The sequence below is a fragment of the Pedococcus soli genome, from assembly GCF_054782575.1.
Genome location: NZ_BAAGSF010000006.1, coordinates 140,303 through 155,282 on the forward strand (window position 1 = coordinate 140,303; position 14,980 = coordinate 155,282).

At 69.8% G+C, this 14,980-nt stretch carries 11 protein-coding genes; 5 read left to right on the plus strand and 6 right to left on the minus strand.

The window, feature by feature from the left end; translation table 11 throughout:
• Positions 1–2: 2 nt before the first annotated feature.
• The gene (locus tag ACYVKF_RS15935; protein WP_460967700.1) at positions 3–1,835 is read right to left on the minus strand and encodes a glycoside hydrolase family 15 protein; all 1,833 of its coding nucleotides are present in this window, start codon (positions 1,833–1,835) and stop codon (positions 3–5) included.
• A gap of 49 nt (positions 1,836–1,884) precedes the next feature.
• On the opposite strand from ACYVKF_RS15935, the gene uvrA reads away from it, so the two are divergent.
• Positions 1,885–5,106 (plus strand): excinuclease ABC subunit UvrA, encoded by a 3,222-nt coding sequence (gene uvrA / locus ACYVKF_RS15940; protein ID WP_056914307.1) that lies wholly within the window; start codon positions 1,885–1,887, stop codon positions 5,104–5,106.
• Positions 5,107–5,209: 103 nt separating this feature from the next.
• Here uvrA and ACYVKF_RS15945 read toward each other — a convergent pair whose 3' ends face one another.
• From ACYVKF_RS15945 to ACYVKF_RS15965, 5 genes are all read right to left on the minus strand, one after another.
• Positions 5,210–5,929, minus strand: coding sequence for an ABC transporter ATP-binding protein (locus tag ACYVKF_RS15945; RefSeq protein ID WP_056917056.1), 720 nt, complete (start codon positions 5,927–5,929; stop codon positions 5,210–5,212).
• Entirely contained in the window at positions 5,919–6,836 is a 918-nt protein-coding gene (locus tag ACYVKF_RS15950) for an ABC transporter ATP-binding protein (RefSeq protein WP_056914308.1), read from the minus strand. Before ACYVKF_RS15950 ends, ACYVKF_RS15945 begins: the two co-directional genes overlap by 11 nt.
• Entirely contained in the window at positions 6,829–7,959 is a 1,131-nt protein-coding gene (locus ACYVKF_RS15955) for a branched-chain amino acid ABC transporter permease (RefSeq protein ID WP_460967702.1), read from the minus strand. Before ACYVKF_RS15955 ends, ACYVKF_RS15950 begins: the two co-directional genes overlap by 8 nt.
• Positions 7,956–8,942, minus strand: coding sequence for a branched-chain amino acid ABC transporter permease (locus ACYVKF_RS15960; protein ID WP_056914310.1), 987 nt, complete (start codon positions 8,940–8,942; stop codon positions 7,956–7,958). The genes ACYVKF_RS15955 and ACYVKF_RS15960 overlap by 4 nt, the downstream gene beginning before the upstream one ends.
• 126 nt (positions 8,943–9,068) lie before the next feature.
• Complete coding sequence (locus ACYVKF_RS15965) at positions 9,069–10,199, minus strand: branched-chain amino acid ABC transporter substrate-binding protein (RefSeq protein ID WP_056914311.1); 1,131 nt, start codon at positions 10,197–10,199, stop codon at positions 9,069–9,071.
• A gap of 330 nt (positions 10,200–10,529) precedes the next feature.
• On the opposite strand from ACYVKF_RS15965, the gene ACYVKF_RS15970 reads away from it, so the two are divergent.
• The 4 genes from ACYVKF_RS15970 (at position 10,530) to ACYVKF_RS15985 (ending at position 14,936) form a co-directional block, all read left to right on the plus strand.
• The gene (locus tag ACYVKF_RS15970) at positions 10,530–11,009 is read left to right on the plus strand and encodes a Rieske (2Fe-2S) protein (RefSeq protein WP_082580491.1); all 480 of its coding nucleotides are present in this window, start codon (positions 10,530–10,532) and stop codon (positions 11,007–11,009) included.
• Positions 11,010–11,104: 95 nt separating this feature from the next.
• Positions 11,105–13,087 carry an excinuclease ABC subunit UvrC gene (gene uvrC, locus ACYVKF_RS15975; RefSeq protein WP_460967704.1) on the plus strand — a complete coding sequence of 661 codons (1,983 nt, stop codon included), beginning with the start codon at positions 11,105–11,107 and terminating at the stop codon, positions 13,085–13,087.
• Positions 13,084–14,004 (plus strand): RNase adapter RapZ, encoded by a 921-nt coding sequence (gene rapZ / locus ACYVKF_RS15980; protein ID WP_056914313.1) that lies wholly within the window; start codon positions 13,084–13,086, stop codon positions 14,002–14,004. The genes uvrC and rapZ overlap by 4 nt, the downstream gene beginning before the upstream one ends.
• Complete coding sequence (locus ACYVKF_RS15985; protein ID WP_056914314.1) at positions 14,001–14,936, plus strand: gluconeogenesis factor YvcK family protein; 936 nt, start codon at positions 14,001–14,003, stop codon at positions 14,934–14,936. Before rapZ ends, ACYVKF_RS15985 begins: the two co-directional genes overlap by 4 nt.
• Positions 14,937–14,980: the final 44 nt, after the last annotated feature.

Here is a 14,980-nt window from a genome sequence, read left to right on the forward strand (position 1 = left end):
CGCTAGTCCGACGCCGGGTCGGCAGCCTGCTGGGCAGCGACCTTCTCGGCGGCGGCCACGGCGTGGGCCGCACCGATGAGCGCGAGGTGGGAGAAGGCCTGGGGGAAGTTGCCCACCATCCGACCGTGCTGGGGGTCGTACTCCTCGGACACCAGCCCGACGTCGTTCACCAGACCCACCAGGCGGTCCATGAGGGCGGTGGCGTCCGCGACCCGGCCGCACGCGGCATACGCGCTGACGAGCCACCAGGAGCAGGCGAGGAACGGGTGCTCGTCCCCGGGGAGTCCGTCGACCCCGGTCTGGGTGCGGTAGCGCAGCAGGAACCCGTCGCGCATCAGGTCGGACTCCACCGCGCGCACGGTGCCCAGGACGCGCGGGTCGTCCGCGGGCAGGAACCCGACCAACGGGATGAGCAAGAGCGAGGCGTCGACCTCCGTGGTCTCGTAGTGCTGCGTGAAGGTGCCCCGGACCGGGTCGTAGCCGCGGGACAGGACCTCGTCGCGGACGGCGTCGCGGACCTCGCGCCACCGCTCGACCGGGCCCTCGAGGTCGTGCTCCTCGACGCTGCGGACCGCGCGGTCGAACGCCGCCCACACCATGACGCGCGAGTGGGTGAAGTGCCGCAGGGGACCGCGGATCTCCCACAACCCGTTGTCCGGCTGGTCCCAGTGCTTCGCGAGGTCGTCGACCAGGGCTCGCTGCATCGCCCACCCCTGGGCCGACACCTCGAGCCCGGCCCGTCGCGCCTCGTCGAGCGCGATCATCACCTCGCCGAGGACGTCGGACTGGCGCTGGTCGACGGCGCCGTTCCCGATCCGGACCGGTGCGGAGCCGGCATAGCCCGGGAGGTGGTCCAGGGTCCGTTCCGGGAGCCGGCGGGCCCCGTCCACGGCATACATGATCTGCAGGTCCTCGGGATCGCCGGCGACGGCGCGGATGAGCCAGTTGCGCCACAGGCGCGCCTCGTCGAGGTAGCCGGAGGAGACCAGCGCCTCGAGGGTGAGGGAGGCGTCCCGGAGCCAGCAGAAGCGGTAGTCCCAGTTCCGCTCGCCCCCGAAGTCCTCCGGCAGGCTCGTCGTGGGGGCCGCCACGATCCCGCCGTAGCGCGAGTGGGTGAGCAGGCGCAGGGTCAGCAGCGAGCGGACCACCTGCTCGCGGTAGGGGCCCTCGTAGCTGCAGCGGTGGGCCCAGGCGTTCGAGACGTCGATGGTCTCCTTGATGCGGGAGTCGATGTCGAGCGGCGCGGGCACGGGCTCGTGGGAGGGGAACCACGTCGTCGAGAACGTGTAGGTCTCACCGGCAGCGACGTCGAACTCGTCGACGTGGTGACCGTCCTCGGGGTCCGGGAGACGCGTGCCGCGCAGCACCAGCATGTCCGGTCCGGCGATGGCGGTGATCACGTCGCTGTCGAGGCGGTGCCCGACCCCGCGGGACACCCACGGGCGGACCTTGCCGTAGTCGAAGCGGACGGTCCACTCGTGCCGCATCCGGACCGTGCCGCGTTCGCCGCGCACGCTGCGCACGATGTCGGCCCGCCCGTCCCCGATCGGCATGAGATCGGTCACGGTGACCCTGCCCGAGTCGGTCTCGTGGACGGTCTCGAGCACGAAGGAGTTGTCGACGTACCGCCGGGTGCTGCGGGCGTCTCCCACCGGTCCGAGCAGCCACCGGCCGTTGTCGCGGGTGCCCAGCAGCCCGGCGAAGCACGCGGGGGAGTCGAACCGGGGGAGGCAGAGCCAGTCGATCGACCCCCCTCGGCTCACCAGGGCGGCGGTCTCGGTGTCGCCGAGCACGGCGTACTCCTCGATGGGGGTCGGCTGCGGAGTCGTCGTCACGACCTCACCGTAGGCTCCCGTGACGCGGCTGTCAGTGCGGGCACCTAGCATGAAGCGCGTGACCGCAGTGCACCCCACCACACCCCCCATCCGCCCCCACCACGACCAGCTCGTCGTCCGTGGGGCCCGTGAGCACAACCTCAGGGACGTGTCGGTCGAGCTGCCCCGCGACTCGATGATCGTGTTCACCGGGCTCTCCGGCTCCGGCAAGTCCTCGCTGGCGTTCGACACGATCTTCGCCGAGGGTCAGCGCCGCTACGTCGAGTCGTTGTCGGCCTACGCCCGCCAGTTCCTGGGGCAGATGGACAAGCCCGACGTCGACTTCATCGAGGGGCTGTCGCCCGCCGTCTCGATCGACCAGAAGTCGACCAACCGCAATCCGCGGTCCACGGTCGGCACGATCACCGAGGTCTACGACTACCTCCGCCTGCTCTTCGCGCGCGCCGGCCGACCGCACTGCCCCGTGTGCGGTGAGCCGATCACCCGGCAGAGCCCGCAGCAGATCGTCGACCGGCTCCTCGAGCTCCCCGACAAGACCCGTTTCCAGGTGCTGGCGCCCGTCGTGCGTGCCCGCAAGGGCGAGTACGTCGACCTCTTCACCGAGCTCCAGAGCAAGGGCTTCTCGCGTGCCCGCGTCGACGGTGAGGTGGTGTCGCTCACCGAGCCCCCGAAGCTCGAGAAGCAGGTCAAGCACACCATCGACGTCGTCGTGGACCGCCTCGTCGCCAAGGGGTCGGACTCGGGCGCCAAGCGCCGGCTCACCGACTCGGTCGAGACGGCCCTCGGCCTCGCCGGGGGAGTCCTCGTCGTGGAGTTCGTCGACAAGGAGGCCGACGACCCGACGCGGGAGCGGCGCTTCTCCGAGAAGATGGCCTGCCCCAACGACCACCCGCTGTCCATGGACGAGGTCGAGCCGCGCTCGTTCTCGTTCAACAGCCCCTTCGGCGCCTGCCCCAAGTGCAGCGGCCTCGGCACCGAGCTCGAGGTCGACCCCGAGCTGCTCGTGCCGGACGAGGACCTCACCCTGGCCGAGGGCGCGATCGCCCCCTGGGCCCAGGGCAGTGGATCGGCGGAGTACTTCCAGCGGGTCATGACCGCCCTCGGCAACGACCTCAAGTTCGCGATGGACGTCCCGTGGAGCGCGCTCCCCGCGCGGGCCCGGGAGGCGCTGCTGCACGGCCAGAACTACAAGGTCCACGTCCGCTACAAGAACCGCTACGGCCGGGAGCGCTCCTACACCACCGGCTTCGAGGGTGTCGTCCCCTTCGTGAAGCGGCGCCACTCCGAGACGGACTCCGAATGGAGCCGGGAGCGGTACGAGGGCTACATGCGTGAGGTGCCGTGCCCCGAGTGCCAGGGCGCCCGGCTCAAGCCCGAGTCGCTCGCCGTCACCATCGGCGGGCAGAGCATCTCGGCGATCTGCGCCCTGGCCATCGCCGACTGCGCGACGTTCCTGCAGACCGTCGACTTCACCGAGCGGGAGCGACAGATCGCCGAGCGCGTCATCAAGGAGATCGAGGCCCGCCTCGGGTTCCTGCTCGACGTCGGCCTCGACTACCTGTCCCTGGACCGGCCTGCCGGCACGCTGTCCGGTGGCGAGGCGCAGCGCATCCGCCTGGCCACCCAGATCGGGTCCGGCCTCGTGGGCGTCCTGTACGTGCTGGACGAGCCGAGCATCGGCCTGCACCAGCGCGACAACCACCGCCTGATCGAGACCCTGACCCGGCTGCGCGACCTCGGCAACACGCTCATCGTCGTCGAGCACGACGAGGACACCATCGCCACGGCCGACTGGGTCGTCGACATCGGCCCTGGGGCCGGCGAGCACGGTGGTGAGGTGGTGCACTCCGGTCCGGTCAAGGGCCTGCTCGAGCACCCCGACTCGATCACCGGCAAGTACCTCTCGGGTCGCCTCGAGATCCCGACACCGATCACCCGCCGTCCGCAGGAGAAGGGTCGCGAGGTCACCGTCGTGGGGGCGCGCGAGCACAACCTGCACGGGGTCGACGTGTCGTTCCCGCTGGGCAACCTCGTCGCGGTCACCGGCGTCTCCGGTTCGGGCAAGTCGACCCTCGTCAACGACATCCTCTACAACGTCCTGGCCAACAAGCTCAACGGTGCCCGGCACGTCCCGGGGCGGCACAAGACCGTCAAGGGACTGGACAACCTCGACAAGGTGGTCCACGTCGACCAGAGCCCGATCGGCCGCACCCCGCGGTCCAACCCGGCGACCTACACCGGGGTCTTCGACGCGATCCGCAAGCTCTTCGCCACGACGACCGAGGCCAAGATCCGCGGCTACCAGCCGGGCCGGTTCTCGTTCAACGTCAAGGGCGGACGCTGCGACGCCTGCTCCGGAGACGGCACCATCAAGATCGAGATGAACTTCCTGCCGGACGTCTACGTCCCGTGCGAGGTCTGCCACGGCGCGCGGTACAACCGCGAGACGCTCGAGGTGCACTTCAAGGGCAAGACGATCGCCGACGTGCTGGACATGCCGATCGAGGAGGCGGCCGACTTCTTCGCCGCGGTTCCCGGGATCGCCCGGCACATGCGGACGCTCAACGACGTCGGGCTGGGCTACGTCCGGCTCGGGCAGCCGGCGCCGACGTTGTCCGGTGGTGAGGCGCAGCGCGTGAAGCTGGCCTCCGAGCTGCAGAAGCGGTCGACCGGTCGGACGATCTACGTCCTCGACGAGCCGACGACCGGCCTGCACTTCGAGGACATCCGCAAGCTCCTCGAGGTGCTCCAGGGCCTCGTCGACAAGGGCAACAGCGTCATCGTCATCGAGCACAACCTCGACGTCATCAAGAACGCCGACTGGGTCATCGACATGGGTCCCGAGGGCGGCAACGGCGGCGGGCTGGTCGTGGCCGAGGGCACGCCCGAGGAGGTCGCCGAGGTCGAGGCGAGCCACACCGGCCGGTTCCTGGGGCCGGTGCTCGCCAAGAGCGCCCGCACCACGGCGCGACCGACCGGAGCCACCGTGGCCAAGGCGGGGGCCGAGAAGGCCGCCGTCGTGACCAGGGCCACCCGGGCGAAGACCGCTGCTGCGCCGTCGGGTGCCGCGAAGTCCGCTGCGGCCAAGCCGGCCAAGCGCACCGCGGCGGCCTCGGCCACCACTCGTGCCACGGCGACGAAGAAGGCGGCCAGCCAGAAGGCGGCGTCGGCAAAGGCCGCTCCGAGGAAGGCCACAGCGACCACGGCAGCGGCCAAGACCGCCAAGGCGGCGACCAGAGCGCCGCGGTCGGCGGCCGCGAAGCGGAGCTGACGGGGGCGCCGGACGCGCGGTCGTGCGCGTCCAGGCGCCATACGCAGAAGGGGTGGACCGCAGCTGCGGTCCACCCCTTCCGGCGGTCAGGTCGGGCTGACCCTCAGACGTCGCCGCCGAGGTAGGCGGCCTTGACCGCCGGGTCGCTCGCCAGGTCCTTGCCGGTGCCCTCGCGGATGATCTCGCCCGTCTCGAGGATGTAGGCGCGGTCGGCCCGCTTGAGGGCCTGGGCGGCGTTCTGCTCGACGAGCAGCACCGTGGTGCCCTGCTTGTTGATCTCGGTGATGATGTCGAAGATCTGCTGGATCAGCTTCGGTGCCAGGCCCATCGACGGCTCGTCGAGCAGCAGCAGCTTCGGGTTGGCCATCAGCGCCCGCCCCATCGCCAGCATCTGCTGCTCGCCGCCGGACATCGTGCCGGCCACCTGCGTGCGGCGTTCGGCCAGCCGGGGGAAGAGGCCGAAGACGCGGTCGCGGTCCTGGCCGATCTTCGGGGACTTGCGGTCGGGGCGCGCGTAGGCACCCATGTCGAGGTTCTCCTGCACCGTCATCCCGACGAAGCAGCCACGTCCCTCGGGGGACTGGGCGATGCCGAGCACGGGGCGCTCGTGGGCGGGCATCGCGGTGATGTCCTGCCCCTCGAACCTGATGGCGCCCTGGCGCACGGGACGCAGCCCCGACACCGTCTTCATGGTCGTCGTCTTGCCGGCGCCGTTGGCCCCGATGAGCGTGACGATCTCACCCTCGTTGATCGTGAACGAGATGTTGCGGATGGCCTCGATGCGTCCGTAGTTGACGCAGAGGTCGTCGACCTCAAGAAGCATCTTCATCAACTCCCAGGTAGGCGGCGATGACCGCAGGGTTGTCCTGGATCTCGGCGGGGACGCCCTCGGCGATCTTCTTGCCGAACTCGAGGACGACGATCCGGTCGGTGACCCCCATGACGAGCTTCATGTCGTGCTCGATGAGGAGCACGGTGTAGCCCTGGTCGCGGATGGACCGGATGAGCTCCATGAGCCGGGCCTTCTCAGCCGGGTTGAAGCCGGCAGCCGGCTCGTCCAGGCAGAGCAGCTTCGGGTTCGTGGCGAGGGCTCGCGCGATCTCGAGCCGACGCTGGTCACCGTAGGGCAGGTTGCGGGCCAGCTCGTCCGCGCGCTTCTCCAGGCCCATGAACTTGAGCAGCTCGTAGGCACGGTCCATGCCCTCGCGCTCCTCGGAGTGGTGCTTCGGCAGCCGGAGCAACGCCGAGCCCATGCCGGTGGAGTGGTGGGCGTCGGCACCGACGAGCACGTTCTCCAGGGCCGTCATGTTGTGGAACAGGCGGATGTTCTGGAACGTGCGGGCGATGCCCAGCTTGGTGATCTGGAACTTCTTGCGCTTGCCGAGGGCTTCGCCCATGAACTTCACGTCGCCGGACGTGGGCTGGTAGACGCCGGTCATCACGTTGAAGCAGGTCGTCTTGCCGGCACCGTTCGGCCCGATGAGACCGAGGATCTCGCCCGTGTTGATGTGGAACGAGACCCCGTCGAGGGCGGTGACGCCACCGAAGCGCAGGGTGACGTCGTCGACCTCGAGCATCTTGCCCTTGGGCAGGTCGGTGACCGCGTCGACGGAGATGTCGACCGACGTGTCGGGTCGGGCGTCCTCGTCGGGGGACAGGGGCGTGTCGTCGTCGACGCGGGCACCCCGCGTCTCGTCGGCGCTGCTGGCGCCGGCCTTGGTGTCAGACATGCGCTGCTCCTTCCTCGAGCACTTCGGTTTCCTCGTCAGCTCGTTTCGCCCGCACCGACCGCCGCGGCGGCAGCAGGCCCTGCGGCCGGAAGATCGCCAGAGCCATCAGCACGAGGCCGAAGAGCAGGAACCGCGCGTCGGAGAGGAACCGGAACTTCTCCGGGGCCCAGGTCAGCAGCGCAGCGGCGAGGATGACGCCCCAGCGGTTGCCCTGGCCACCGACGACGACCATGGCCACGAAGAGCACCGAGTACAGGATCGTGAAGTTGTCGGGGTTGATGAACTGCTGCTTGGTCGCGAACAACGCGCCGGAGAGGCCACCGATGGCGGCACCCGTCGCGAAGGCCAGCAGCTTGAACCGGAACGTTGGAACGCCCATGAGCTCCGCGGCGTCCTCGTCCTCACGGGTCGCCTCCCAGGCGCGGCCGACGCGGGAGTTCTGCATGCGCCAGTCGAGGAACAGCACGATGAACACCAGCGTGAGGGCCAGCCAGTAGTAGGGGATCGAGTCGGTCACCGAGAACTGGATGAACCGGGTCTGGTTGCTCAGGTCGACCTTGGCGACGAAGCCGTCCCACACCAGGTGCGGCACCCCGAAGAGGTCCAGGCTCGGGGGAGTCGGGATGTTGGAGATGCCTCGCGAACCACCGGTGAGGCCGTCCGCGTTGACCAGGACCAGCCGGACGATCTCACCGAAGCCGAGCGTCACGATGGCGAGGTAGTCGCCGCGCACGCGCAGGGTGGGTGCACCCAGGACGATGCCGGAGAACAGCGTGACGGCCATGGCGATCGGGATGCACAGCAGCAGCGGGATCTTGCCGTGCGCGGACCCGAGGATGCCGACGGTGAACGCACCGATGGCGAAGAAGCCGATGTACCCGAGGTCGAGCAGCCCGGCATACCCGATGACGATGTTGAGCCCGATCGCCACGAGGGCGTAGAGGGCGCAGAGGAACAGCACCGCACCGAAGTCGGAGTCCGTCGTCGTGATGAGCGGCGGGTTGATGATGGGCAGCAGGTACACGAACACGGCGGCGGCGATCGCGAGGACGATCTTGGCCCAGCGGGGCAGCGCGCGGAAGCGGTCCCCGACCCCGTGGAGGAAGTTCCTGACGGCGTTCATGCGCGTGCCTTTCCGAGGGACTCACCGAGCAGACCGGTGGGGCGGAACAGGAGGATGACCACGAGGAGGGTGAAGGCCACGACGTCCTTCCACTCACCGCCGAAGACCGCCTGGCCGTAGTTCTCCGCGACCCCCAGGATGAAGCCACCGAGCAGGGCGCCGCGCAGGTTGCCGATGCCGCCGAGGACAGCTGCGGTGAAGGCCTTGACGCCGAGGATGAAGCCGGAGTTGTAGCGGATCTGGCCGACCTTCAACAGGTACATCACCGCGGCGGCACCGGCCATGGCACCACCGAGGACGAACGTGAGGCGGATGACCCGGTCACGGTTCACACCCATGAGTGCAGCGGACTCGGGGTCCTGGGCGACGGCGCGGATGCCGCGGCCGAGGCGGGACCGGCTGACGAACTGGTCGAGGCCGATCATCATGATGATGGCGGCACCGAGCACGATCAGGTCGATGTTGGAGACGTGGTAGTCGAAGATGTAGAAGAGCCGCTTCACCTCGATGTTGAGGGGGAACGGCGAGGCCTCGCGGGGTCGACCGACGTAGCGCACGAGGTCCTGGTCCTTGCCGAACCACTTGAACGGCTTGTCGCGCAGGCCCATGGCCTCGGACAGGGTGTACGAGGCACCGATGGCAGAGATCAGCGCGATCAGCGGCGGCGAGTTGCGCTTGCGGAGCGGGCGGTAGGCCACGAACTCGAGGACGAGGGCCACCAGGGCCGACATCGCCATCGCCGTGGCGAAGGCCACGACGAGGAAGCCGGCCGTGCCGAGCCCGGTCGCCTTGGTCGCGCCGATGGCGGTCAGCACCCAGACGGCTGCGAAGCCGCCGTACATGAAGACCTCGGAGTGCGCGAAGTTGATCAGGCGGAGCACGCCGTACACGAGGGTGTACCCCAGGGCGATGAGGGCGTAGATGGCTCCGTAGGCCAGGCCGGTGATCGTGAGTTCCCAGAAGTTGTTGAGCAGAAGATCCATCAGGCCTCCGAGTCAGGGGGCTTCTCAACCTGGGTCAGGGGGAGACCAGGCCGGCCCGCGTCCGGGTGGGAACACGGTAGCGGCCAAGGCCCTCGATGCCGAGAGCCTTGGCCGCTACGCGTGGAACTACTTGATTTCCTGGTCCGGGACGATCTTGCCGCCGGTGACCTTGTAGGCCCAGACGGAGACCTCGGCCGGCTCACCCTTGGCGTCGAACTTGACGTTCTTGGTGACGCCCTGGGCGGAGTACGAGCCGATGAAGGCCGTCATGTCCGCCGAGGTGGTCTTGCCGGCCTTGATGCCCGCGAGGAACACGTTGGCCGCGTCGTAGGCCTCGGCCGAGTAGGTGGCCGGGTCGGAGTTGTACGCCTTCTTGTAGGCGGCCTGGAACTCCGGAGCCTTGTCCGGGGGGAGGCAGGGGCAGGTCACGATGGCACCCTCGGCCGCCGCACCGGCGCCCTTGATGAAGCCGTCGTCCTTGACACCGTCAGCCGCGACGAACGTGCCGGTGAAGCCGCCGTCCTTGAGCTGCTTGGCCAGCTTGGAGGCGTTCGAGTAGTAGCCGCCGTAGAAGAACACGGTGGCACCCGAGGACTTGGCCTTGGTCACGGTGGCCGAGAAGTCGTCCTGCTTGCCGTCGGCAGCGGTCTCGTCCGAACCCGCGACCGCGGAGCCGAGGTCCTTCTTGACGATGTCGGCGAGGCCCTTGCCGTACTCGGACGTGTCGTCGGAGACGAAGACCTTGGTGGCCTTGAGGGTGTCCTTGATGTACTTCGCGGCCGCCGGGCCCTGGGTGGCGTCGTTGCCGAGGATGCGGTGGAAGGTCTTCCAGCCGTTCTCGGACAGCGCCGGGTTGGTGGCGGAAGCGGAGATGGTGTTGAGGCCGGCCTGCTCGAAGATCGGGTCGGCAGCCTTGGACTCACCGGAGAAGGCGGGGCCGACGATGCCGACGAGCTTCTTGTCGGTGACGGCCTTCTGGGCCAGTCCGGGGGCGATGGCCGGGTCACCCTGGCTGTCGAACGAGGTCAGCGTGACCTTGCAGTCGGCGTTCTTCTCGTTGTACTGGGAGACGGCGAGCTCGGCACCGTTCTTGATGTTGATGCCGAGGTTCGCGGCGTCTCCGGTAAGTGCACCGAAGAAGCCGATCTTGAGGTCGCACGCCTTGCCACCGCTGGTGGATCCGGCGTCGTTGGTGGTGCCGCCACAGGCACTCAGTGCGAGCGCAGCCGCCACGAGGGGCGCGCCAATCTTGAACACGGAACGCAAGACTCCTCCTGAAGTCACATGGTGCACGTGGAGGCAGCAGGGTCACAGCGCCCACGGTTCCCCGGATGGGGTGTGTGCAGACTATGACGCCGGACGTCGCCCGGTTGGGGACTTCGGCCTCAGGCGTGATCGTGTCGTTATCACAGGTCTTACTGTTTGGCCGCGTCAGACGACGACATCCTCCGGCCATGTAGGAGCGGTGGGACGACGATCTCCGTGAGGCGAACTCGGCGGACCTTTCGTACGTATACACAGCATGGCGCTGCATACTCGGCGCCACGTGTCTGTCCCCGAAGGGCCATCCCACCGAAAGGCGTACCCATGACCCACCTCGACGACCAGCCCACCACCGCCCCGCCTGCCCACGATGCCTCGGTCCCGCGCCCCAGCCGCCGGGTGGTCCTGGCGTCCGCCGGTGCCGGGGTCGGTGCGGTGGCCCTGGCCGGCTGCGGCTCGGCCCAGGACGCCGCCAACACGGCCGTCAGCAGCGCCTCGGACGCGGCGGCCGGCGCCGTCAAGGACGCCATCTCCAAGGCGACCATCCCCGTGGGCGGTGGCAAGGTGTTCGCCGACCAGAAGCTCGTCGTGACCCAGCCCGCCTCCGGTGAGTTCAAGGCGTTCAGCGCCGTCTGCACCCACCAGTCCTGCGTGGTCGCGGACGTCTCGGACGGCACGATCAACTGCGCGTGCCACGGCAGCAAGTTCGACATCACCACGGGTGCCGTGAAGAACGGGCCCGCCTCGTCGCCGCTGCCGGAGAAGAAGGTCACCGTGAGCGGTGACGGGATCTCCGTCACCTGAGCCGACAACGGCGTCGGCCGGGGGTGTGCTCCGCAGGCCCGCGGGGCACACCCCTCGACGTGGGCGGCGTCGGTGCCGCTCCATAGAGTGGGGCCGTGGCTGATCCGACGACCTACCGTCCTGCGCCGGGGGAGATCCCCGTCGACCCGGGGGTCTACCGGTTCCGCGACTCGGCCCGGCGGGTCATCTACGTCGGCAAGGCCAAGTCCCTGCGCCCGCGGCTGTCCTCGTACTTCCAGGACCTGTCCGCCCTGCACCCGCGGACCGCGACGATGGTCACCACCGCGGCCAGCGTCGAGTGGACCGTCGTCTCCACCGAGGTCGAGGCCCTGCAGCTCGAGTACTCCTGGATCAAGGAGTTCGACCCGCGGTTCAACGTCAAGTACCGCGACGACAAGTCCTACCCCTACCTCGCGGTGACGATGGGGGAGGAGTTCCCCCGCGCGCAGGTGATGCGCGGTGCCAAGCGCAAGGGCACCCGTTACTTCGGCCCCTACGCCCACGCGTGGGCCATCCGCGAGACGCTCGACCTGCTGCTGCGGGTCTTCCCGGTGCGCACCTGCTCGTCCGGCGTGTTCAAGCGGGCCGGCCAGGTCGGCCGCCCGTGCCTGCTCGGCTACATCGACAAGTGCTCGGCGCCCTGCGTCGGCCGGGTCAGCCCGGAGGAGCACCGGGCCATCGCCGAGGACTTCTGCGACTTCATGGCCGGCAACACCTCACGGTTCGTGAAGCGGCTCGAGCGCGACATGGCCGCCGCGTCCAAGGAGCTCGAGTTCGAGCAGGCGGCCCGGCTGCGCGACGACCTCGTCGCCCTCGGCAAAGCGCTCGAGAAGTCGGCCGTCGTCCTCGGTGACGGCACCGACGCCGACGTCTTCGCCCTCGAGGACGACGGCCTCGAGGTCGCCGTCCAGGTCTTCCACGTCCGCGGCGGACGGGTGCGCGGCCAGCGCGGCTGGGTGGCCGAGATGGACGCCGAGACCGTCCCCGAGATCGTCGGTCACCTGCTCCAGCAGGTGTATGGCGGGGAGTCGGGTGAGGGGGTGCCGCGCGAGGTGCTCGTCCCCGTCCTGCCGGACGACCCGGAGGCGGTGTCGCTGTGGCTCGGTGCGCTGCGGGGCTCCAACGTGGACCTGCGCGTGCCGCAGCGCGGGGACAAGCGCACCCTGCTCGAGACCGTGCACCGCAACGCCAAGCAGTCCCTGGCCCGCCACAAGCTGGCCCGGGCCGGTGACCTCACGGCCCGCAGCGTGGCCCTGCAGCAGCTGCAGGAGACCCTCGACCTGACCGACGCACCGCTGCGGATCGAGTGCTACGACATCAGCCACATCCAGGGCTCCCAGGTGGTCGGGTCGATGGTCGTCTTCGAGGACGGCCTGGCCCGCAAGAGCGAGTACCGCCGGTTCGTCATCCGTGGCGAGCAGGTGGACGACACCGCAGCCATGGACGAGGTGCTGACCCGACGGTTCAGCCGCTACCTCGAGGAGCGCGACCAGTCCGCCGACCTCGAGCTCGGGCCAGACCCCGAGGCAGGTCCGGAACGGATCGACCCCGACACGGGCAGGCCCAAGCGTTTCGCCTACCCGCCCAACCTCGTCGTCGTGGACGGTGGTCTGCCCCAGGTCAACGCGGCCAAGGCGGCGCTGACGGCCCTGGGCATCGACGACATCGCGGTCGTGGGCCTGGCCAAGCGGCTGGAGGAGGTGTGGGTGCCGGGCCAGGACTACCCCGTCATCCTGCCCCGCACCAGCGAGGGGTTGTACCTCCTGCAACGGCTGCGCGACGAGGCGCACCGCTTCGCGATCACCTTCCACCGGCAGCGCCGGTCCAAGGCGATGACCGCCAGCGTGCTCGACGCCGTACCCGGACTGGGGGAGACCCGGCGCAAGGCCCTGCTGCGGCACTTCGGGTCGGTCAAGAAGATCCGGGCGGCGACCGCCGAGGAGCTCACCGAGGTTTCTGGCATCGGGCCTGCGCTGGCGGCCACGATTGCGGCAGAGTTGGCCTCGCAGGGGTCGGGCACTCCGGCCGTCAACCTGATGACGGGCGAGATCATCGACGAGGACGGAGCAGGGCAGTGACCAGCGCGGCAGGGACAGGCCCCGACGAACCGGACGAGGCGACCCCGTCCCGACCCGAGCTCGTCATCGTCACCGGCATGAGCGGGGCCGGTCGCTCCACCACGGCCAACGTGCTCGAGGACTCCGGCTGGTACGTCGTCGACAACCTGCCCCCGCACCTGCTGGTCTCCCTCGCCGACCTCGCCAGCGGCGTGGGCCGCAGCGCGGAGCTGCCGAGGATCGCGGCCGTCGTCGACGTGCGGGCCCGCGGGTTCTTCGCCCACCTGCAGACCGCGCTCAACGAGCTGCGACTGCGGGACTGGCACCCCAACCTGGTCTTCCTCGATGCCACCGACGAGGCCCTGGTGCGCCGGTTCGAGTCGGTGCGGCGCCCGCACCCGCTCCAGGGGGACGGCCGCCTGCTCGACGGCATCGTCCGTGAGCGCGAGATGCTGGCCGACCTGCGCGCCGTCGCGGACGTCGTCATCGACACGTCCGGGCTGAACGTCCACCAGCTCGCGAAGAAGGTGCACCCCGTCTTCGCCGACGGCGGGTCCGGCCCGAAGGTCCGGCTCGCGGTGATGTCGTTCGGGTTCAAGTACGGCGTCCCTCTCGACGCCGACTTCGTCTTCGACATGCGCTTCCTGCCCAACCCGTTCTGGATCCCCGAGCTGCGCAACTTCACCGGTCAGGACGCCCCGGTGTCGGAGTTCGTGCTGGGACAGGAGGGCGCGGGCGAGTTCGTCGAGCGGGTGGGCGCCCTCATGGAGCCGGTCGTGGCCGGCTACGTCCGCGAGGGACGGCGGTACGCCACCGTCGCCGTCGGGTGCACGGGCGGCAAGCACCGCTCGGTCGCCGTGGCCGAGGCGCTCCGGACCCGGTTGGCCAGCGACGACGTGGCGACCTTCGTCGTCCACCGGGACCTGGGGCAGGAATGACGGGTCCCGCGGTCGTCGCCCTCGGGGGTGGGCACGGCCTGGCAGCCTCGCTCGAGGCCCTCAAGCTGGTCTGCGACGAGATCACGGCCGTCGTGACCGTCGCGGACAACGGTGGCTCATCGGGACGGTTGCGCGACGAGTTCGACGTGCTCCCGCCCGGTGACCTGCGGATGGCCCTCACGGCGCTGTGCGACGACACCGAGTGGGGCCACACCTGGCGCGACGTGCTGCAGCACCGGTTCCGGGGCGACGGGCCACTCGCCGGCCACGCCCTCGGGAACCTGCTCATCGCCGCGCTGTGGGACCTGCACCACGACCCCGTGACCGGGCTCGACCTCGTCGGGCGGCTGCTCAACGCGCGGGGGCGGGTGCTGCCGATGGCGGCCGTCCCGCTGGAGATCACCGCCCAGATCGCGGGCACGGACCCGGCCGACCCGGAGCGCGTCGACACGGTCCGCGGCCAGGTCGCGGTCGCCAGCACCCGCGGTCAGGTGCGCAGCATCGCGCTCGAGCCCGCCGACCCCCCGTCGGCGGCCGAGACGATCGACGCGGTCCGTGAGGCGGACTGGGTCATCCTCGGCCCCGGTTCGTGGTTCACCTCGGTCATGCCCCACCTCATGGTGCCGGCGTTGCGTGACGCCCTCCACGACACGGCGGCCAGGCGGTTGCTGACCCTGAACCTCGAGCACTCGGGTGAGACCGCCGGGTTCTCCTGCGCCCGCCAGGTCGACGCGCTGGCCGACCACGCCCCCCGACTGCGGCTCGACGTCGTGCTCGCCGACCCGGGTGCGGTCGACGACGAGGACCAGCTGCGCGAGGCGGCGGCGCGGCTCGGTGCGGAGGTCGTCGTGGCGGCGGTCGCCCAGCGCAGTGCACCGGGGCACCATGACTCCCTGCGACTCGCCGCGGCGTACCGTGACATCTTCGGGTGACGACACCCCGACCGGGCGAGCACCCGGGAGCAGGACCGACCAAG

Excerpts from the sequence above, each read along its gene's own strand:
- uvrA (WP_056914307.1), top strand. The coding sequence starts at position 1,885 with ATGAAGCGCGTGACCGCAGTGCACCCCACCACACCCCCCATCCGCCCC.
- ACYVKF_RS15970 (WP_082580491.1), top strand. The coding sequence starts at position 10,530 with ATGACCCACCTCGACGACCAGCCCACCACCGCCCCGCCTGCCCACGAT.
- ACYVKF_RS15985 (WP_056914314.1), top strand. The coding sequence starts at position 14,001 with ATGACGGGTCCCGCGGTCGTCGCCCTCGGGGGTGGGCACGGCCTGGCA.
- ACYVKF_RS15950 (WP_056914308.1), bottom strand. The coding sequence starts at position 6,836 with ATGTCTGACACCAAGGCCGGCGCCAGCAGCGCCGACGAGACGCGGGGT.
- ACYVKF_RS15960 (WP_056914310.1), bottom strand. The coding sequence starts at position 8,942 with ATGGATCTTCTGCTCAACAACTTCTGGGAACTCACGATCACCGGCCTG.
- ACYVKF_RS15945 (WP_056917056.1), bottom strand. The coding sequence starts at position 5,929 with ATGCTTCTTGAGGTCGACGACCTCTGCGTCAACTACGGACGCATCGAG.
- ACYVKF_RS15955 (WP_460967702.1), bottom strand. The coding sequence starts at position 7,959 with ATGAACGCCGTCAGGAACTTCCTCCACGGGGTCGGGGACCGCTTCCGC.